Source organism: Actinoplanes cyaneus (genome assembly GCF_016862095.1).
GTDB lineage: Bacteria > Actinomycetota > Actinomycetes > Mycobacteriales > Micromonosporaceae > Actinoplanes > Actinoplanes cyaneus.
Genome location: NZ_BOMH01000007.1, coordinates 109123 through 127952, shown reverse-complemented (window position 1 = coordinate 127952; position 18830 = coordinate 109123). Strand labels below are relative to the sequence as shown.

The 18830-nt window shown below is 72.1% G+C and carries 16 protein-coding genes; 5 read left to right on the top strand and 11 right to left on the bottom strand.

The genetic code is table 11. The features are described 5' to 3' along the window. Positions 1-63 precede the first annotated feature (63 nt). The 3 genes from Acy02nite_RS05000 to mptB are packed head-to-tail and all read right to left on the bottom strand — an operon-like array spanning position 64 to position 3560. Positions 64-1002, bottom strand: a complete 939-nt coding sequence (locus Acy02nite_RS05000; RefSeq protein WP_203738595.1) for an ATP-binding cassette domain-containing protein — start codon at positions 1000-1002, stop codon at positions 64-66. Positions 1003-1057: 55 nt separating this feature from the next. Continuing rightward, positions 1058-2239: a glycosyltransferase 87 family protein gene (locus tag Acy02nite_RS04995; protein ID WP_203738594.1), complete on the bottom strand. Its 1182-nt coding sequence runs from the start codon at positions 2237-2239 to the stop codon at positions 1058-1060. Then, complete coding sequence (mptB, locus tag Acy02nite_RS04990) at positions 2166-3560, bottom strand: polyprenol phosphomannose-dependent alpha 1,6 mannosyltransferase MptB (RefSeq protein WP_203738593.1); 1395 nt, start codon at positions 3558-3560, stop codon at positions 2166-2168. Before mptB ends, Acy02nite_RS04995 begins: the two co-directional genes overlap by 74 nt. A gap of 58 nt (positions 3561-3618) precedes the next feature. Between mptB and Acy02nite_RS04985 the strand changes: the two genes are divergently transcribed. Beyond that, positions 3619-5352: a hypothetical protein gene (locus Acy02nite_RS04985; protein ID WP_203738592.1), complete on the top strand. Its 1734-nt coding sequence runs from the start codon at positions 3619-3621 to the stop codon at positions 5350-5352. Positions 5353-5741: 389 nt separating this feature from the next. On the opposite strand, the gene Acy02nite_RS04980 is transcribed toward Acy02nite_RS04985, so the two are convergent. Beyond that, positions 5742-5948 carry a hypothetical protein gene (locus Acy02nite_RS04980; RefSeq protein WP_203738880.1) on the bottom strand — a complete coding sequence of 69 codons (207 nt, stop codon included), beginning with the start codon at positions 5946-5948 and terminating at the stop codon, positions 5742-5744. A 98-nt stretch (positions 5949-6046) separates the two neighbouring features. Here Acy02nite_RS04980 and Acy02nite_RS04975 point away from each other — a divergent pair, with 98 nt between their 5' ends. Next, positions 6047-6478: a MarR family winged helix-turn-helix transcriptional regulator gene (locus Acy02nite_RS04975; RefSeq protein ID WP_203738591.1), complete on the top strand. Its 432-nt coding sequence runs from the start codon at positions 6047-6049 to the stop codon at positions 6476-6478. Positions 6479-6486: 8 nt separating this feature from the next. On the opposite strand, the gene Acy02nite_RS04970 is transcribed toward Acy02nite_RS04975, so the two are convergent. Both Acy02nite_RS04970 and Acy02nite_RS04965 read right to left on the bottom strand, forming a co-directional pair. Continuing rightward, positions 6487-9453 (bottom strand): bifunctional [glutamine synthetase] adenylyltransferase/[glutamine synthetase]-adenylyl-L-tyrosine phosphorylase, encoded by a 2967-nt coding sequence (locus Acy02nite_RS04970; protein WP_203738590.1) that lies wholly within the window; start codon positions 9451-9453, stop codon positions 6487-6489. 1 nt (position 9454) lies between these two features. Next, positions 9455-10228, bottom strand: a complete 774-nt coding sequence (locus Acy02nite_RS04965; RefSeq protein ID WP_203738589.1) for a type 1 glutamine amidotransferase — start codon at positions 10226-10228, stop codon at positions 9455-9457. Between the two features lie 101 nt (positions 10229-10329). On the opposite strand from Acy02nite_RS04965, the gene Acy02nite_RS04960 reads away from it, so the two are divergent. Then, complete coding sequence (locus Acy02nite_RS04960; RefSeq protein WP_203738588.1) at positions 10330-10704, top strand: VOC family protein; 375 nt, start codon at positions 10330-10332, stop codon at positions 10702-10704. 248 nt (positions 10705-10952) lie between these two features. Here the strand turns inward: Acy02nite_RS04960 and Acy02nite_RS04955 are convergent, their stop codons facing one another. The 4 genes from Acy02nite_RS04955 to glnA all read right to left on the bottom strand — a co-directional run bounded on the left by Acy02nite_RS04955 (position 10953) and on the right by glnA (position 14436). Continuing rightward, a complete protein-coding gene (locus tag Acy02nite_RS04955; protein ID WP_239174240.1) occupies positions 10953-11396 on the bottom strand; it encodes a GNAT family N-acetyltransferase in 444 nt (147 codons plus the stop codon). After that, positions 11393-12103 (bottom strand): helix-turn-helix transcriptional regulator, encoded by a 711-nt coding sequence (locus tag Acy02nite_RS04950; protein WP_203738587.1) that lies wholly within the window; start codon positions 12101-12103, stop codon positions 11393-11395. Before Acy02nite_RS04950 ends, Acy02nite_RS04955 begins: the two co-directional genes overlap by 4 nt. A 397-nt stretch (positions 12104-12500) precedes the next feature. Then, entirely contained in the window at positions 12501-12926 is a 426-nt protein-coding gene (locus Acy02nite_RS04945; protein ID WP_203738586.1) for a DUF350 domain-containing protein, read from the bottom strand. A 157-nt stretch (positions 12927-13083) separates the two neighbouring features. Next, positions 13084-14436 carry a type I glutamate--ammonia ligase gene (gene glnA / locus Acy02nite_RS04940; RefSeq protein ID WP_203738585.1) on the bottom strand — a complete coding sequence of 451 codons (1353 nt, stop codon included), beginning with the start codon at positions 14434-14436 and terminating at the stop codon, positions 13084-13086. 111 nt (positions 14437-14547) lie between these two features. Between glnA and Acy02nite_RS04935 the strand changes: the two genes are divergently transcribed. Together Acy02nite_RS04935 and panB are read left to right on the top strand one after the other, a co-directional pair. Further along, the gene (locus Acy02nite_RS04935; RefSeq protein ID WP_203738584.1) at positions 14548-16329 is read left to right on the top strand and encodes an NAD+ synthase; all 1782 of its coding nucleotides are present in this window, start codon (positions 14548-14550) and stop codon (positions 16327-16329) included. Positions 16330-16461: 132 nt separating this feature from the next. Further along, a complete protein-coding gene (panB, locus tag Acy02nite_RS04930) occupies positions 16462-17292 on the top strand; it encodes a 3-methyl-2-oxobutanoate hydroxymethyltransferase (RefSeq protein WP_203738583.1) in 831 nt (276 codons plus the stop codon). An 88-nt stretch (positions 17293-17380) separates the two neighbouring features. Here the strand turns inward: panB and Acy02nite_RS04925 are convergent, their stop codons facing one another. Then, a complete protein-coding gene (locus tag Acy02nite_RS04925; protein ID WP_203738582.1) occupies positions 17381-18805 on the bottom strand; it encodes an RNB domain-containing ribonuclease in 1425 nt (474 codons plus the stop codon). Positions 18806-18830 lie beyond the last annotated feature (25 nt).

Here is an 18830-nt window from a genome sequence, read left to right as displayed (position 1 = left end):
GTGCTCATGATGTGCTCCCGTTCGCGTGCTCTCCCGGCCCTTGCTCAGCTGCGGTGCAGTCGATCACGCGGGACCTCCGGTCAGGCTCAGGAAGACCTCGTCGAGGCTGGGGCGGCGCAGGGACAGCTCGGCGACCACCAGCCCCGCGTCGTCGAGGCGCCGGACCAGAGCGGTCAGCGCGGCAGGCCCGGCCACCGGCGCGACCACCAGGTCACCGCCGACGTCGACCGGCCCGGAGGCGACCCGGCGGACCTCCGCCGCCACCTTCTCGAGATCGTCGGAGGAGCCGGGGCGTACGGACACGGTCTGCGCGCCGGTCCGGGCCTTGAGCTGCTCGGCCGTGCCGGTGGCGATCACCCGCCCGTGGTCGATCACCACGATCTCGTCGGCCAGCTGGTCGGCCTCGTCCAGGTACTGCGTGGTGAGCAGCACGGTGACCCCGTCGGCGACCAGGCCGCGGACGATGTCCCACACCTCGTTGCGGCTGCGCGGGTCGAGGCCGGTGGTGGGCTCGTCGAGGTAGAGCAGGCGGGGTTCGCCGACCAGGCTGGCGGCGAGGTCGAGGCGGCGCCGCATGCCGCCGGAGTACTTCCCGGCCGCGCGGCCGGCGGCGTCGACGAGGTCGAATCGGGCCAGCAGCGAGCGTGCCCGGTCCCGGGCGGCGCGGCGGGACAAGCCCAGCAACCGGCCGATCATGAGCAGGTTCTCGGTGCCGGTGAGCTGCTCGTCGACCGAGGCGTACTGGCCGGTCAGCCCGATCAGCCGGCGCACCTCGTGCGCCTGGCGGACCACGTCGAAGCCGCCGACCGTGGCGTGCCCGGCGTCCGGCTGGATCAGCGTGGCCAGGATGCGGACCGCTGTGGTCTTGCCCGCGCCGTTCGGCCCGAGCAGCCCGAGAACGGTGCCGGGGCGGACCGTGAGGTCCACCCCGGCCAGAGCAGTGGTGTCGCCGTAGCGTTTCACCAGCCCCTCGACATGGACGGCGTTGGTGTCATCTCCCATGCCGACACCGTGCCGGTGACCGCTGACAGGGCGCTGACATGCCCTGACGTACGGGTCAGGGCACGTCAGCCGAGGCCGGCTGCGCCAGGACCTTCTCGGGTTCAGGGGCGGGATCCGGCTTCCGGACGCCGACCGGTGTCACGATCAGCAGAGCAACGCTCAAGATGACATAGATGTTGCTGCCCAGGATCTGCACCGGCGGGAACGGCGGGTTCTCCCAGAGCCACGTGAGGTGCGAGGTCATCAGCAGGTACGAGCCGATCGCCAGGAACAGGGGCACCCGGCTCGCCCCCCGCCAGCCCAGCTCCACGCAGCGGATCAGCGCCGGGATCAGCCACACGCAGTGGTGGATCCAGGTGACCGGGCTGATCAGGCAGCCCAGGATGCCGGTCAGCGCCAGCCCGCCGACCACGTCGTCCCGCGTCCGGTAGCAGCGCAGACCCCACCAGACCAGGGTGGCCAGCACGAGGACCAGCCAGATCTTGGATTCCAGCTCGTCCCAGGGCAGCCGGGCGACCGTGCCGCGCAGGGACTGGTTGGAGAGGAAGTCCAGCGCGCCGACCCGGTTGGTGTCCCACAGCGCCGACGTCCAGAACTCGCGCGACGCGTCCGGGAAGAGCGCACCGGCCAGCACTGTCGCCCCGGTCGCGGCGCCGATCGCGGTGCCGGCCTCCTTCCAGCGCCGGGTGACCAGCAGGTACAGGATGAACACGCCCGGGGTCAGCTTGATCGCGGTGGCCAGCCCGATGCCGATGCCACCCCACCAGCGGCCCTTCGACACGCCGAACAGCATGTCCGCGGCGACCAGGGTCAGCAGCAGCATGTTGACCTGACCGAAGCTGAACGTCTCCCGGACCGGCTCGAACGCCAGCACCAGGAAGAACGCGACCCCGTAAGTGAGCCAGAGCGGGTACTTCAGGGTCCGCAGGAACGGCCCGGCCAGCCAGTGGACCAGCACGCCGGCGGTGATCACCGTGCCGGCCGAGGCGAGCACCACGACGATCGGGAACGGCAGCACCGACATCGGTGACATCACCAGCCCCGCGAACGGCGGGTAGGTGAAGCCGTACGGCGACTGCGGCTTCAGCCAGTCGTAGACCATCCCGCCGTCGCGGAACCAGTACTGCACCGCACCGTAATAGACCTCGGAATCGAAGAAATTATTACGATTCCAGGCCATGAACATCAGCGCCACCGCGGCCAGCGCCGACACGACCAGGACCAAAATTCGCTTCATGCAGCACTTTCCACATTAGATATCCGGCGAGCACAGTCATGCCGACGGCGCCCGGCGCCTTGGTGGCGAGAGCAAGGTTGTATCCGTCCGGCAGGCAGAGCGCGGCCGCCACCGCGACCGGGACGATAAGCCATCGGGTGTCCCGGCGCATCGTCGCGGCCAGAAGAACAAGGGGCCAGATCGCATACCACGGATGAAAGACCGGCGCGAGCAGCACCGTTGCTGCCATCGCCAGCGCGGCGTGCCAGAGCGCGTCGCCACCCCGCCAGGCCCGGCGGAACAGCCACAGCAACACCCCGGCCAGCACGACGATGCCGAGAGCCCGGGTCACCGCGACGGCGTGCGGCACCCCGATCAGCTCCAGCGTCATCCCGGCCGCGGTCGGCGGTGAGGTCCACTGCACCGAGACGCCGCTGTCGGCCAGCGCGCCGACCCAGCCCAGGCCGAGCCCGGACGCGAGCGAGACCGCCGCCAGGGCGCCCGCCGCTCCGCCGGCCAGCTCCAGCCCGGCCCGCCACCGGGACACCGGGATCAGGAAGATCGCGAACGGCAGCGCCACGATCGCGGTCGCCTTCACACCGACCGCGAGCCCGAACAACACGCCGGCCGGCCAGCCGCGACCGCTGGCGGCCACGGCGAGGCCGCCGGTCAGCAGCGCCACCATCACCGCGTCATTGTGCGTCCCGGACACCAGGTGGATGAGCAGAAGCGGACAAGCCAGCACCAGCCACACCGCCCGACCGGCCGGGACGCCGGCCCGCCGGGCCAGCACCGGCAGGCACGCGCCGATCGCCGCGACGCCCAGCACCGCGATCAGCCGCAGCAACGCGAGGGTTCCGGTCAGCGAGCCACCCAGTTTCGCCGCGCCCGCCGCGAGGACCAGGAAGACCGGACCGTAGGGGGCCGGGGCGGACCGCCAGGTCGGTGCCACGGCGTCGGCCCAGGGACAACCCAGAAGATCGACACCGCCCGCGTACGGATTCAGGCCCGCCGCCTGCTGCCAGCCCTGACACGCGTACGAGTAGGCGTCGTAGCTCCCCAGCGGCAGGAACGGCAGCAGTGGCAACGCCCACAGCCCGGCCGTCACGTAGGCCCACCGCACCGACGGCACCGACCGCCGCCCGGCCACCCACGCGCCGATCAGCAACGTGACGCCGAACACCCAGCAGAGCGGCAGCAGCACACCGTTCTGCCCGCGGAAGACCGTGAGCGGAGTCACAGTCGGCTCCCACGGCTGATGGGCACCACCCCGATAGGCCGCGACCCCCAATAGGGCGCCACCTGCGAGCCCCGTGTATCGGACGAGGGACGGACGGGACATGGCGACGACCCTACCGTGACAGGCAGCGACGTACGGGGCAGCCGGTACTGTCGGCGCGATGAGGGCTGTGCACCGCGAGGTTTGGCTGGTCACCGTCGTGGCAGCGGCCCTCGGCGGCGGATACCTGGCCGCGCCCCGGATGGGCTCCGACCTGGCCGCCCAGGTGGCGCGCGCCGAGTTCTTCGCCGCGCACGGTTTCACCCCGATCGACCTGCGGTGGTACGGCGGGGTCGACCAGCTCGGCTACAGCCTGGTGTCGCAACCGGTGATGGCGCTGCTCGGCGTGCGGGTCACCGGGGTGCTCGCGATGGTCCTCGGCTCGGTGCTGCTCGTCGCGCTGCTGCGGCGCGGCGGTGGCGCACGATTGTGGGCGGCCGGGCTGCTGGGCGTCGCCGGCCTCGCCGGGAACCTGGTGAGCGGGCGGGTGACGTACGGCCTCGGGGTCTGTCTCGGTCTCGGCGCTCTCCTCGCGCTCACCTTCCTGCCCCGTCGCGCCGCCGCGGCCGCCGCGGTGATCCTGGCCGCGCTCGCCTCCGCGACCAGTCCCGTCGTCGCCCTGTTCCTCGGCCTGGCCGGCGCCGCGCTCCTGCTCACCGGTGCGCTCGTCCCCCGAAGCACCCGCACGGCCCAGCCGCACGGTTCCGGCTGGCTCTCCGGGGTGCTTCAAGCCCGCCGAAGCACCCCGGACGACCAGCCACGCGGCCCGGGCTGGCGCTCAGAGGTGCCTTCAACACCTAGAGACACCTCTGAACGCCGGCCGGGCTCGGGGCCGGGGGCCGGCGGGACGGCTTCGGGCGGGCGGGGGCTGCTCGTGGCGGTGCCGGCGGCCGCGGTGATCGGGGTGAACGCGCAGTTCCTCTCCGACGGCGGGTGGATGAACATCAGCCGGGACGACACGGTGCACGCCGTGGTGACCGGACTGGTCGTGGCGCTGCTCGTGCCGGCACGGCCGATCCGGATCGGGGCGTTGCTCTCGTCGGTGGGAGTGCTGGCGGCGGCGTCGATCCACACCCCGGTGGGGCTGAACGCGACCCGGCTGGCGGTGATGTTCGCACTGCCGGTGCTGATCGCGTACGCCCGAATGCCCGCTCTCCCGCGACAGACACGCACCGTGGCGCTGGTCGCGATCGTGGCCCTGACCGCCTGGTGGCAGCCCCCGGTGGTCTCGGCCGACCTGCGGGACCGGGGGAACCCGACAGCGGACGCCGGGTACTTCCGGCCGCTGACCGCGCTGCTGGGCACCTTGCCGCTGACCGGCCGGGTGGAGATCCCGCCGACCCGTGACTACTGGGAGGCCGCGCACCTGGGCGACGTTCCGCTCGCGCGTGGCTGGCTCCGTCAGGCCGACATCGATCGGAACCCGCTGTTCTTCACCACGGTCCCCGGCGCCTCCGGAACGGGTGTGGCGCTGACCGCGGACAGCTACCGCTCATGGCTGGGCGAGCAGGCCGTCCAGTACGTCGCGGTGCCCGACGCCGAACTGGCCTGGCCCGGCCGCGCCGAGGCTGAGCTGGTCACGGCCGGGTTGCCATACCTCGTGATCGTCGCCGTCCTGCCCCACTGGCACCTGTACGCGGTCGCCGATCCGCAACCGATCGTCACCGCCCCGGCGACACTCGTCCGGCACACCGCGGCCGCGATCACCCTGGACGATCCCGACGCCGGGGACGTGCGGGTGCGGATTCGCTGGCACCCCCGGCTGACCGTGTCAGGCAGCGCCAGGGTGATCAGAGACGGACGTTGGACGATCTTGCGGGTGCCCGTGCCGGGGCGCTACACGCTGTCCAGCTAGCTCCCGCCCACGCCCGGCCGCACCGGCGCCCAGACGATACGACCACCCGCCGAGCGGGGCCGGCCCGCTGCTTGCGGCCCTGCGCCGGCGGCGGCTTCCGGCTGGTCCTCATGGGCGTTATTCGTGCCTCATAACGCCCATGAGGACCAGCCGGGGCCGGGAGCGCGCTGCTGCCGGGACCGACCGCCTACGTCGCGGACTCCGACGGGCGGCAACTTCCACCCGGCACGGCCCGACGACCGGGCTCTCTGCTCTGACCGTGCCCCGCCACGGACGTCGCCCTTGTGGGTTTCGCGTTCTGGGCCGGCCACGGCCCTGCGAAGCCCGCAAGGGTCCCCGCGGGAGCGACGGTCTGTACCCCCGCGGAGGCAGGCAATGCAGAAGTTGATCTAAGAGCGCGCAGCGCGCTTGCGTTCCCGCTGCTCACGCGTGAACTGCTTGCGGCGCTCGAGGTCCGCTTTCCAGCCCTCGCGGGCGAACTCGTCGCAGCCCTGCACCGCGCCCTTGGTCTGCGCGGGGCCGATCATCGAGCGGAACCACATGTCGTCGAAGGTCTCGTGGAACCACTGGGCGAATCGATCCTGGAACTTGGCCACGACGCTCTCCTCAGGCGGTCGGCGAACAACGGTTTGTGTGTTAACTGTTGGTGCCCCAACTATTGGTAGACTAACTCACGACCTGAGGAGAACCCCAAGTGAGTGATGAAGACCCCCTGGCTCTGGAGCGGCAGGTCTGCTTCGCCCTCTCGGTGGCCGCACGCAGTGTCGTGGCGATCTACCGCCCGCTGCTGGAGCCGATGGGCCTGACCCACCCGCAGTACTTGGTGATGCTCGCCCTCTGGGGTGAGTCGCCGCTCACCGTGCGGCGGCTCAGCGAGCTGCTCGCACTCGACCCGGGCACCCTGTCGCCGCTGCTCAAGCGCCTGGAGGCGATCGGGTACCTGCGCCGCGAGCGGGACCGGGCGGACGAGCGCAGCCTCGCGATCACGCTGACCGGGACCGGTCAGGCGCTGCGCGAGGAGGCGCTGAAGATCCCGCCCGCGGTCGTCGCCAAGCTCGGCATGCCGATCGAGGACCTGCAGAAGCTGCACGCCTCCCTGACCAGCGTCATAGCGGCCGCGTCATAGCGGCGGCGCTATGAGAAGACCCGCTCCATAGCGGCCCGCGACCGCCGCGTCGTCCGCAGATAACGGTCCACGAACTCGCCGGGATCACCGCCGCCGAGCAGCAGCACCGTCCCGGCCAGCTCCACCCCGTGCTGCGGCAGCTGATCGGTCGGCCGGCCCTTGACGAGCGTCAGCGCGTTCCGCACCTGCGCCGCGAGGGTCCACCCGGCCGCCATCTCCTCGGCGTCGCCGGGCGTGACCAGGCCCGCCTCGCACGCGGCGGTGAGCGCTTCCAGGGTCTTCGTGCGGCGCAGGCCCGGAACCTCGTACGCGTGCCGCAGCTGCAACAACTGCACGGCCCACTCCACGTCGGCGAGCCCGCCCCGGCCCAGCTTGGTGTGCGTGTTCGGATCGGCGCCGCGGGGCAGCCGCTCGGTCTCCACGCGCGCCTTGATCCGCCGGATCTCCACGACCTGCTCGCGGCTGAGCCCGTCGCCCGGGTACCGCTTCGTGTCGGCGAGAGCCTCGAACGCCCGGCCCAGCTCCTCCGAGCCGCAGACGAACCGGGCCCGCAGCAGCGCCTGCGCCTCCCACAGCTTGGACCAGCGGTCGTAGTACTGCTGGTACGCCTGCAGGCTGCGCACCAGCGGACCCTGCCGCCCCTCGGGACGCAGGTCGGCGTCGATGCCCAGGGCCGGGTCGGGCGCCGGTGCGTTGAGCAGCCGCCGCATCTCCTCCGCGATGGCGTGCGCGTCAGACTCGGTCCCGCCGTCGAAGACGAAGAGCACGTCGGCGTCCGAGGGGTAGCTCATCTCATACCCGCCGAGCCGGCCCATGCCGATCACGGCGAACCGCATCCCGGGCGGGCCGGGCCTGGCGCGGGAGGCGACGAGCAGCGCGGCGTTCAGCGTCGCGTCGGTGACCGCCGACAGCGCCTCGCCCAGCTCGTGCACGTCGATCGGGTGGGCCGGGGCCAGGTCACCGCCGTGGCTGAGAATGTCCGCGCAGGCCAGCCGGAACAGCTCCCGGCGGCGCAGCGCGCGGACCGCGCCGATCGCCTTGACCGGGTCCCCCGCGTGCCGCTCGGCCGCCGCGGCGAACCCCTCGATCAGCTTCTCCCGGGAGCGGGGCCGCAGCTCCGGGTCGTCGGCGAGCAGCCGCAGCGCCTCCGGGTCACGGGTGAGCAGGTCGGTCGCGTACCGGGAGAGGCCGATCACGCGGGCCAGCCGCCGGGCGACCGGGCCGCCGTCGCGCAGCAGCCGCAGGTACCACGGGGTGCTGCCGAGTTTGTCCGACACCTGGCGGTAGCTGAGCAGCCCACGGTCCGGTTCCGGCGCGTCGGCGAAGTCCTGCAGCAGCATCGGCAGCAGGGTGCGCTGGATGGCCGAGGTGCGGGTCACGCCGCCGGTCAGCGCCTCCAGGTGCCGCAGAGCGCCGGCCGGGTCGGCGAAGCCGAGGATTTCCAGCCGTTTACGGGCCGACGCCGGGGTCATCCGCAACGCCTCGGCCGGCACCCGGGCCACCGCCTCGAGCAGCGGCTGGTAGAGCAGCTTGACGTGCAGCCGCCGGACGTTGGCGGCGTGCCCGACCCAGTCGGAGCGGAACGCCTCGACCGCGTCCTGCCCGGGCAGCGCGGTGTAACCGAGTGCCGCGGCGAGCCAGCGCACGCCGGCCGGATCCTCCGGGACGGTGTGCGTGCGTTTCAGGTGCTGCAACTGCAGCCGGTGCTCGACGGCGCGCAGGAACCGGTACCCCCGGAGCAGCGTCTCGCCGTCCTGCCGGCCCACGTATCCCCCGGCGACCAGCGCGCGCAGCGCCGGCAGGGTGCCCGGCAGCCGCAGCGTCTCGTCGACCCGGCCGTGCACGAGCTGCAGCAGTTGCACCGCGAACTCGATGTCCCGCAGCCCGCCGGGGCCGCGCTTGATCTCCCGGTCCAGCTCCTTGGCCGGCACGTTGTCGATGATCCGGCGGCGCATGTCCCGCACGTCGGCGACCGCCTCGGGCCGCTCGGCGGCGTGCCAGACCAGCGGCGCCAGATCGGCCAGCCACTCGCTCGCGAGGGCCAGGTCACCGGCGGCCGGGCGGGCCTTGAGCAGCGCCTGGAACTCCCAGGTGCGCGCCCACCGCCGGTAGTACGCCTGATGGCTGGCGAGCGTCCGGACCAGCGGCCCGCGGCTGCCCTCGGGTCGCAGCGCGGCGTCCACCGGCCACGCCACCTGCCCGCAGATCTCCATCAGCCGCGCCGCGACAGTGGTGCCGGCCTGCAGGTCCTCGTCGCCGGCGGCCACGAAGATCACGTCGACGTCGGAGACGTAGTTCAGCTCGTTGCCGCCGCACTTGCCCATCGCCACCACCGCGAGACGCGGCTCGGGAGTGCCCCCGGGGAGGTCGGTGAGCGCGATCGCGTACGCCGCCGACAGCGTCTCGTCGGCGAGCGTGGAGAGCGCCGCCATCGTCGGCTCCAGGCCGCGCCCGCCGGTCAGGTCGGCCGCGGCGATCCGCAACAGGGCGATCCGGTACGCCCGTCGCAGCGCCGGCACGGTCGGCGCGTCCAGGTCGAGGTGGCCCTCCGGGTCGGGTGGCAGGCCGCTCTTCGTCGTCGCCAGGGCGCGCCACTCCTGCTCGTTGGCGACCAGGTGATCGCCGAGCGTCGACGACGCGCCGAGCACCGCGACCAGCCGCCGCCGCAGCCCGTGGTCCCGGTGGAGCTCGTCGATCAGCTCCCGCATCGCCGCGTTCTCGGTGAGGTCGCCGGTGGGGCCGGTGGGCCGCCCGCCGTTGGCCCGCTCGGCGGCCCGTGAGACGGAGTCGGCCAGCCGGTGGAGCTGGCGCAGCGCCAGGTTCGGGTCGGCGGCCCGGGACAGCGCGTGGATCAGCTCGGCCGCGTCGGTCCCGGCCGGGCCGTCGGCGTCCCACAGCCGCAGGCCGCGCGGGCCGAGCAGCTCGGCGCCGTTGTCGGCGAAGCCGTACCGCGCCAGACGGGTGGGCCGGGCCACCTCAGTGCCCCAGCAGCGGCAACGTCTTGGCCGGGATGTCCGCGTCCGGCAGGGTGCCCAGCGCCAGCGCGGCGAAGCGGGCCGCGAACGGCTGCCACACCTCCTCCACGTCCGGCAGGATGTCGGCGACCGCCATCACCACGGCCTCCGGGTCATAGCCCAGCTCATCCAGATCGGCGGCGCCCGTGCGGGTCCAGTCGGCCATCATCTCGGCGTCACACTCGATGTGGAACTGCAGGCCCCAGGCCCGGTCGCCGATCCGGAACGCCTGGTGCGGGTACCGGCTGGAGGCGGCCAGCAGCGTCGCGTTCAGCGGCAGCTCGGTGATCTCGTCGCGGTGCCACTGGATCACGTCGGGCAGCAGCGGCACCCACTTGAACAGCGGGTCGGTGTCGGCCGCGTCGCGTTTGCCGACCAGCCCGGGGCCGATCTCCGGGCCGGACGGGCTGCGCTCCACCTGCCCACCGTGCGCCCGGGCCAGCAGTTGCCCGCCGAGGCAGACGCCGAGCGTCGGCACCCGGTGCCGGACCGCCTTGCGCAGCAGCCCCTCCAGCGCCGGGAACCACGGCGCGCCGGGCGTGCCCGCCGGGTCGGGAGAGGCGCTCTGATCCCCGCCGAGCACGACCAGCGCCGCGAACGCCTCCAGGCCGTCGGGCAGCTCGTCACCCGCGTGCGGGCGGAGCACGGTGACCCCGAGCCCGGCCTCGGTGAGCCAGTCGCCGAGTCGGCGGAGGTCGTCGGTCGGATCGTTCTCGATGACAAGCGCTGTGCTCACCCGTCGAGGCTAACCCGGCAAACACCGACAGGACGTTGTCGGGGCCACCCCGCAGAGTCCCTCCTGACAACTTTCTTCGAGTTCCGTCAAGGGAGAGCACCATGAGCATCGGATGGATCGAAGTCGGCGCGGACCGCCCGGAGGAGTCCGAGCGCTTCTACGGCGACGTCTTCGGGTGGACGTTCACTGACGACGACGACTCGATCGGCCCCGACGGCAAGCCGTACCGGATCGTCACCGGCCCGGACGGCGGCGCCCCGCTGGGCGGCTTCTACGGCACCGGCGGCAAGATCCCCCAGCAGGCGATCTTCCTGGTTCTGGTGGCCGACACCGAGGCCGCCTGCCGACAGGCCGAGGCCCGCGGCGGCAAGGTCCTCCTCGGCCCGCAGCGCGAGCCCAGCGGCCTGACCTTCGCCCGCCTCAGCGACCCCGCCGGCAACCTGTTCGGCGTCTTCACCCCACCGTCCCGGCCGTAAAAGATCAACTTCTTCATTGCCTGCGTCCGCTGTGGTCCGGATCGTCGCTCCCGCGGGGACCCTTCCGGGCCGAGCAGGGCGCTGGCGCGCCCAGAACGCTCACCCCGAAAGGGCGATCTCCGTGGATGGGCACGGTCAGAAGGACCCCCGCGAACTCCGCCGGTGGCCCGGGCGGCCGCGCGGCTCGCCGCCGCCGGCTGGTGCTCACGGTTGTCATTCGTGCCTCAGAACAACCATGAGCACCAGCGCTAGGGAGTCCAGCGGGCGACGACCTCGTCGTCCTCCCGCTCGCCGGTCTCCACGAAGCCCATCGACAGGTAGAGAGCCCGCGCGCCGGTGTTCGCCGGCTGATAGCTGAGCGCCACGTTCGGCGTTCCGGGCTCGGCGATCAGCCGCTCCCGCAGTTGCCGGACCAGTTCGCGCCCGATCCCCTGGCGCTGGTGCCGGGCGTCGACGACGAGGCCGCCGATCCACCGGCTGCCGTCGTCGTCGGCCGCCCGGATCGCGAAGCCGACCACCTCGTCCCCACGGTAGGCGGCGACCGGCTGCCAGGTGTCCCCGTAAGCACACATGCACAGGTAGTAGCTCACCTCGGCGACGAAAGCCCGCTGTTCCTCATGGACGGTGAGCGCCGCACAGTCCCGCCAGTTCGCCGCGGTGACCGGCTCCAGCCGGATCGTCTCGGACATCATCCGGCGATCTTGGCAAACAGGGACAACCGCTCGCGCTTGGCGTGCGGGATGTCCAGCTCGTCCTCCGGGAACCTCCGTGGCGGGGCCGGCTCCCGGGTCGGGATCACGGTGGTGATCCGGTCGGTCCGGAAGATCCGCGCCGCCTGACGCAGCCGGCACCAGGCGATCAGATACCACTGGTCACGAACCCCGACATAGCCCAGCGGCTCGATGTCCCGGGTCGTCACGGCGCCCTCGCGGTCCGCATAGCCGATCCGCAGCACCCGGCCGACCGGCAGCGCGCCGACCGCGGCCCGCGGCATCGACGCCGGCGCCGCCCCGTCGACCAGGTGGATCCGGCCGGCGAGGGCCTGCGCCGCGGCCGCGTCGTCGGCCCGCATCGCCGCCACCAGCTTGCGCAGCGCGCTTGCCGCGGCCTGCCGGAACGGCGTCCCCTCCAGCCGGCGCAGGGCGAGGGCCATCGCGACCGCCTCCTCCGGCGTGAGGTTGACCGGCGGCAGCGTGTGCGCGGTGTCCAAGCAGAAGCCCCCGGTGCGGCCCGGCTCGGCGTAGACCGGCGTGCCCGACTGCTGCAGCGCGGAGATGTCCCGCTCCACCGTGCGGACGCTCACCTCGAAGCGCGCGGCCAGCCAGCGAGCGCTGCGGGGCCGGGGTGCCACCGCCCGCAACTCCTCGACAAGGGCATACAACCGGTCGGTACGGTTCACGCGGGGCACCTTAGACCGGGGGTACGACATCGTCTCCCGGCCATGACGCAGGAGTCGCCCGCCATCCGGGCGTCCACACCAGGCCGACGGTGACAGCAACTCCGAGCACGTGCCGGCCGACGCCGAAGGTGACCGCAGCTGCGAGCACGTACCGACCGGCGCCGACGGTGACAGCACGTGCCGGCCGGGCGTCGATGACCCGGCGCCCGCGAGGTTCACCCGTGGCCGGGCCGCTGCGCGCCGCACGCTGTCGGCTGGTTCTCACGGTCGTTATGCGGGCCGCATAACGACCGTGAGAACCAGCCGGGACCCCCAGCCGCGGCCGGGACCGCAACCACGCCGGGCCTCGCGTGGGAGTGCCACGGGACCGTGCTCACGCCGTACGCGGGGAAGGGTTTCAGGCGATGCAGGCGCAGACGATCACGGCGGCGCCGAAGTGGGAGGCCGCGCTGACCAGGGCTCCGCCGTGGAAGGTGTCGGTGCAGATGACCTCACCGAGCTTGCCCGGGGTCATCCAGTCGAGGACCTTGAAGGCCAGCCCCATGATCACGATGCCGAGCAGGCCGAACAGCAGCGTCGACGCGAGGCCCTGGCCGAACGAGTCGTAGGTCGTCCAGATCGCGGTGAACACGATCGCGGCGATGCCGAGCTGGTTCGCGGCGAGCAGCAGCGACGCGTTCGGGTTGCGCTCGACCCAGATCAGGTCGCGCAGTTTGCCCGGGGTGAGCATGTCGATCAGCACGAAACCGACGGCCATCAGACCGATCCCGATCAGGCCGAAAACTATGCTCCGTCCAGCCCCGTCCAGCAGATCCTGCAGCACAGCCCACTCCCCCTTGTCGCATGACGTCAGAGGAGACCGTACCCCGTGGCGCAAAACTTCGGGTCACGGCGCTGTAGCAATAAGGCCTGGCTGGCTGAAAGCGGTCAGGCGGCGGCGGTCCTCACGGGCCGTCGCCGCCCGGCGTCGGATCAGCGGATCAGAGCGCGCCGAGGTACCGCTGGCGCTCGTAGGGGGTGACCTCGCGGCGGAACTGCTCCCACTCGGCCCGCTTGTTGCGCAGGAAGAAGTCGAAGACGTGCTCGCCGAGCACCTCGGCCACCAGCTCGGACCCGGCCATCACGTCGATCGCCTCGGACAGGTTCTCCGGCAGCGCCTCGTAGCCCGCGGCCTTGCGCTCGGCCGGCGACAGCGACCACACGTCGTCCTCGGCGCCCATGGGCAACTCGTAGCCCTCCTCGATGCCCTTGAGGCCGGCGCCGAGCATGACCGCGAAGGCCAGGTACGGGTTCGTCGCGGAGTCGAGCGAGCGCACCTCGACGCGGGCCGAGTTCGCCTTCCCGAACGCGGGGACCCGGACCAGGGCGGACCGGTTCAGGTGGCCCCAGCTGACGAACGCCGGCGACTCGGTGATCCGGTCCGGCAGCTGCATCGGGAAGAGCCGCTTGTACGAGTTGACCCACTGGTTCGTGACCGCCGTGTACTCCCGGGCGTGCACGAGCAGACCGGCGATGAACGCGCGCGCCGTCTTCGACAGCTTCTGCGGGTCCTCGCTGTCGTAGAACGCGTTGCGCTCGCCCTCGAACAGCGACAGGTGGGTGTGCATGCCGGAGCCCGGCTGGTCGGTGTACGGCTTGGGCATGAAGGTGGCCTTCACCCCCTGGGAGAGCGCCACCTCCTTGACCACGTGCCGGAACGTCATGATGTTGTCGGCCGTGGTCAGCGCGTCCGCATACCGCAGGTCGATCTCCTGCTGGCCGGGGGCGACCTCGTGGTGGCTGAACTCGACCGAGATGCCGATCCGCTCCAAAGCGAGCACGGCCTGGCGGCGGAAGTCGCGCGCGACCGCGTGCGTGGTGTGGTCGAAGTAGCCGCCGGTGTCGACCGGGATCGGCGCGGAGCCGTCGTTCTCCTGATCCTGGATCAGGAAGAACTCCACCTCGGGGTGGGTGTAGAAGGTGAAGCCCTTCTCGGCGGCGCGGGCCAGCGCCCGGCGCAGCACGTGGCGCGGGTCGGCCCAGGCGGGGCTGCCGTCGGGCAGCAGGATGTCGCAGAACATCCGGGCGCTCTCGCCGCTGCCGCCGCCCTCGAACGGGAAGACCTGGAACGTGGTCGGGTCGGGCATGGCGACCATGTCGGACTCGAAGACCCGCGCGAAGCCCTCGATCGCCGAGCCGTCGATGCCGATGCCCTCCTCGAAGGCGGACTCCAGCTCGGCCGGGGCCACCGACACGCTCTTGAGCGTGCCGAGCACATCGGTGAACCAGAGACGGACAAAACGGATGTCGCGCTCCTCGAGCGTACGAAGCACGAACTCCTGCTGTCGGTCCACTTCCACCCCTTGTCCCGCTGTCGATCCTTGAGCCGAGACTACGCTGACCATGGCCTGTGACGTCGGCCCGGGTCGGGATCGCGAAGACGTGTTCTGGGGAACAATGAGGGCATGCCCACGCTGCGCATCGCCCTCGCCCAGGTGAATTCGACGGTCGGCGACCTCGCCGGCAACGCGGCATCCGTGCGCCGCTGGTCGCGAGCCGCCGCGGATTCCGGCGCGCACCTGGTCGCCTTCCCCGAGATGATGCTGACCGGCTATCCGATCGAGGATCTGGTCTTCCGGGACTCGTTCGTGGAGGCCTCGCGGCGCGCGCTGACGTCGCTCGCCGCCGGCCTGGCCGCGGACGGGCTCGGTGAGCTCGCCGTCGTGGTCGGCTACGTGGACGCCGACGGCCCGGCCCGGATCAGCTCGGACGCCACGCCCGGCGCCGGCCGCCGTGACGCCTCCGCGCTGCTGCACCGGGGTGAGGTCGTCGCGACGTACTTCAAGCACCATCTGCCGAACTACGGCGTCTTCGACGAGGACCGTTACTTCCGGCCCGGCGACTCGCTGACCGTGGTCCGGCTCGGCGGGGTCGACGTGGCGCTCACCGTCTGCGAGGACATCTGGCAGGCCGGCGGGCCGTTCACGGCGGCGCGCCGGGCCGGGGTGGGCCTCGTCGTCAACATCAACGCCTCGCCGTACGAGTTGAACAAGGACGACGTCCGGCTGCCGCTCGTGCAGCGCCGGGCGGCGGAGGCGGGCGCGACAGTGGCGTACGTGAACATGATCGGCGGCCAGGACGAGCTGGTCTTCGACGGCGACTCGATGATCGTCGGGCCGGACGGGGAGCTGCTGGCCCGGGCGGGGCAGTTCACCGAGGAGCTGCTCGTGCACGATCTCGAGCTGCCGGGCGCCGACGCCGTACCGAACGACTCCGGGTCGACCGATGCGGCGAAGCCGCGAGTCGAGCAGGAGATCCCGCAGGACATGGCGATCGACCGCAGCGCGGTGGCCGGTGACCTGGCTCCGCTGACCGACCGTCGCGACGGCGGGGTGGCCGACCGCGTCTCCGACGAGGCAGAGGTCTGGTCCGCCCTGGTGATGGGCCTGCGGGACTACGTCGACAAGAACGGCTTCCGCTCGGTGGTCCTCGGCCTCTCCGGCGGCATCGACTCCGCCGTGGTCGCCGCGATCGCCGTCGACGCCCTCGGGCCGGAACGCGTCACCGGTGTCTCCCTGCCCAGCGGCTACTCCTCCGAGCACTCCAAGGACGACGCCGCCGACATGGCCAAACGCACGGGCCTGACCTTCCGCGTCGAGCCGATCCAGCCGATGGTCGACGCGTTCCTGGCGAACATGACCCTCTCCGGAGTCGCGGTGGAGAACCTGCAGGCCCGCGTCCGCGGCGTGATCCTGATGGCGCTCTCCAACCAGGACGGGCACCTCGTGCTCACCACCGGCAACAAGAGCGAGCTCGCGGTCGGTTACTCCACGCTCTACGGCGACTCGGTGGGCGGCTTCAACCCGCTCAAGGACGTGCCGAAGTCGATGGTCTGGCAGCTCGCCCGCTGGCGGAACACGCAGGGCGACCCGCCGATCCCGGAGAACTCGATCACCAAGGCGCCCAGCGCCGAGCTGCGGCCGGACCAGAAGGACTCGGACTCGCTGCCCGACTACTCGGTGCTCGACCCGATCATCAAGGGGTATGTGGATCACGACCTCGGCCGGGACGAGCTGGTCGCGGCCGGCAACGACCCGGCGCTGGTCGACCGGGTGCTGCGGATGGTCGACCTCGCGGAGTACAAGCGGCGCCAGTCGGCCCCCGGCACCAAGATCTCCGGCAAGGCGTTCGGCCGCGATCGTCGCCTGCCGATCACCAACCGGTTCCGCGAGGGCGGAGCCTCGTAGTTCGTTTCCCAGGGTGGCTGGCCGGGTGTGAAAACCTCCACTCACCCCTGACCGCGGCGCGGTCTCCGGTGCGACGATTCTGACGACACCCGGGGACCGCATCAGGCGGCCTCGAGGGAGGAGAGTGACGAGATGTCGGAAATCCCGACCCTGTACGGAGGGCCGGCCACCCGCCGCGTCCGCACCCGCGACCTGGTGAACGCCAAGGCCCGCGGCGACCGCTGGCCGATGCTCACGTCCTACGACCAGTACACGGCCTCGATCTTCGACCAGTCCGGCGTGCCGGTGCTGCTCGTCGGCGACTCGGCGGCCAACAACGTCTACGGCTACGAGACCACCGTCCAGGTCACCGTCGACGAGCTGCTGCCGCTGGTCAAAGCCGTCGTCCGGGCCACCAAGACCGCGCTGATCGTCGGCGACCTGCCGTTCGGCAGCTACGAGGAGAGCCCCGCGCAGGCGCTGCGCACCGCCGTCCGCTTCATGAAGGAGGGCGGCTGCCACGCGGTCAAGCTCGAGGGCGGCCGCCGGATGGCCCCGCAGATCGAGGCGATCACCGGCGCCGGCATCCCGGTGATGGCGCACATCGGCTTCACCCCGCAGCGCGAGCACACCATCGGCGGCTACCGCGTCCAGGGCCGGGAGAACGAGGGCGCCGAGGTGATCTCGGACGCCCGCGCGGTCGCCGACGCGGGCGCGTTCGCCGTCGTCCTGGAGATGGTCCCCGGCGAGGTCTCCAAGCAGATCACCAAGGAGCTGCAGATCCCGACCGTGGGCATCGGCGCCGGGCCGGACACCGACGCGCAGGTGCTCGTCTGGCAGGACATGGCCGGGCTGCGCACCGGGAAGGCGCCCCGCTTCGTCAAGCGTTACGCCGACCTCGCGGGGGCGCTGACCGAGGCGACGAGGCAGTTCGCGGCAGAGGTCCGCAGCGGCGAGTTCCCGGCCGCGGAGCACACCTTCTAGACAAACCCGATTTCCCGGTACGTCGTGAGCAGGGTCCCGTGGCATTCGCGCGCGGGGCCCTGCTCGCTTTCCGGCCGGGAGCCGACGATCAGACGCGCTCGAAACGGACGGTCCGGGTGGCCGGATCGGCGGCCGTGAGACGCACCCGGACACGGGTGCCCAGCGGTAGGTCACCCACGCAGCGGGCGCGCACCGCGGGGTCGTCGAGGGCGACCGTGCCACCGGCGGGACGTTTCGCCGTCGCCTCGTCCCGGTCCAGCACCGCCGCGTCGAACTCCGCACCGACCCGGTCCTGCAACAGCACCGCCTCGGCCAGGTCGATCGCGCCACGGTCGGCGGCTCCGGCGAGCCGGTCCGTGGTACTCATCTGCTTCGGCAGGCGCGGCAGGGCGTCGAGGACCCACGGCGGGACGGGACGATCCTCGTACAGGGAAAGGCAGACCTCCGTGACATAACGGTCGGCCAGCCTTCGCAGCGGGGCGGTGACATGCGCGTACGGCGCGCCCACCCCGCCGTGCCCGGCATCCTCCGGCGGCGGGCCGGCCTCACCCCCGAAAACGGTGTACCCCGCACCGCGCAGCAGCTCCGCCGCCTGATCCAGGAACGCCGCGCCCCGCGGGCTGCCCGGATCCACCGAGGCGACCACCGCGCCGACGGTCGCCCCCTCCGGCCAGGCCACGCCGAGCGGCTCCGCGGCGGCTCGCAGCTTCGCGATCGCCTCCGGCTTCGGCGCGGGCATCGTCCGCAGCATCCCGATCCCGCCGTCCAGCATGATCCGGGCCGCGGCCATCCCGGTGAGCAGCGAAATCTGCGCGTTGTGCTCCTCCACCGGCAGCGGCGCGGCCAGCACCAGCCGCCAGCCGTCGCCGTCACGCTCCACCTCCTGCGCCGGCAGCGGCAGATTCACCGCGCCGCGCCCGGCCGCCCGGCGCGCCAGCAGCGTCCCGATCTCGGCGAGCAACACGACCGGCTCCGACGGACTCCCGCCGTCCAGCTCGCGTTGCACACTCGGATAGTCCAGCTTGGCGCGGCTGCGCACCCGGGCCCGTTCCAGGCTCACGCCGGTCGTCGCGCCGTCCGCGTCCAGGTCGATCGTCCACACCACGGCGGCCCGCTCGACATCCGCGAACAGGCTCACCGCGCCCTCGCTGAGCACCGGCGGGTGCAGCGGGATCCGCCCGTCCGGCAGGTAGACGGTCTGCCCGCGCGCCCAGCTCTCCGCCTCGACCGACCCACCCGGGCGTACGAACGTGGCGACGTCGGCAATCGCATACCGCACCCGGTAACCACCACCGTCACGGCGACTCAGGTGCATGGCCTGATCGAGGTCCTGCGACCCGGCCGGATCGATCGTCACGAACGGCACATCGGTACGGTCCGGGCCGCCCAGCGGCGTACCCGCTGACTCTTCCGCCTCGGCGAGCACCGCGGCCGGGAACTCGTCCGGCAGCCCCAGCTCTCGCCGCAGCACGGAGAAGTCGATCTGCGGGGCCCACACTCTTTTGATCGGCACCGCCCATTCCTACCGCACGCAACGG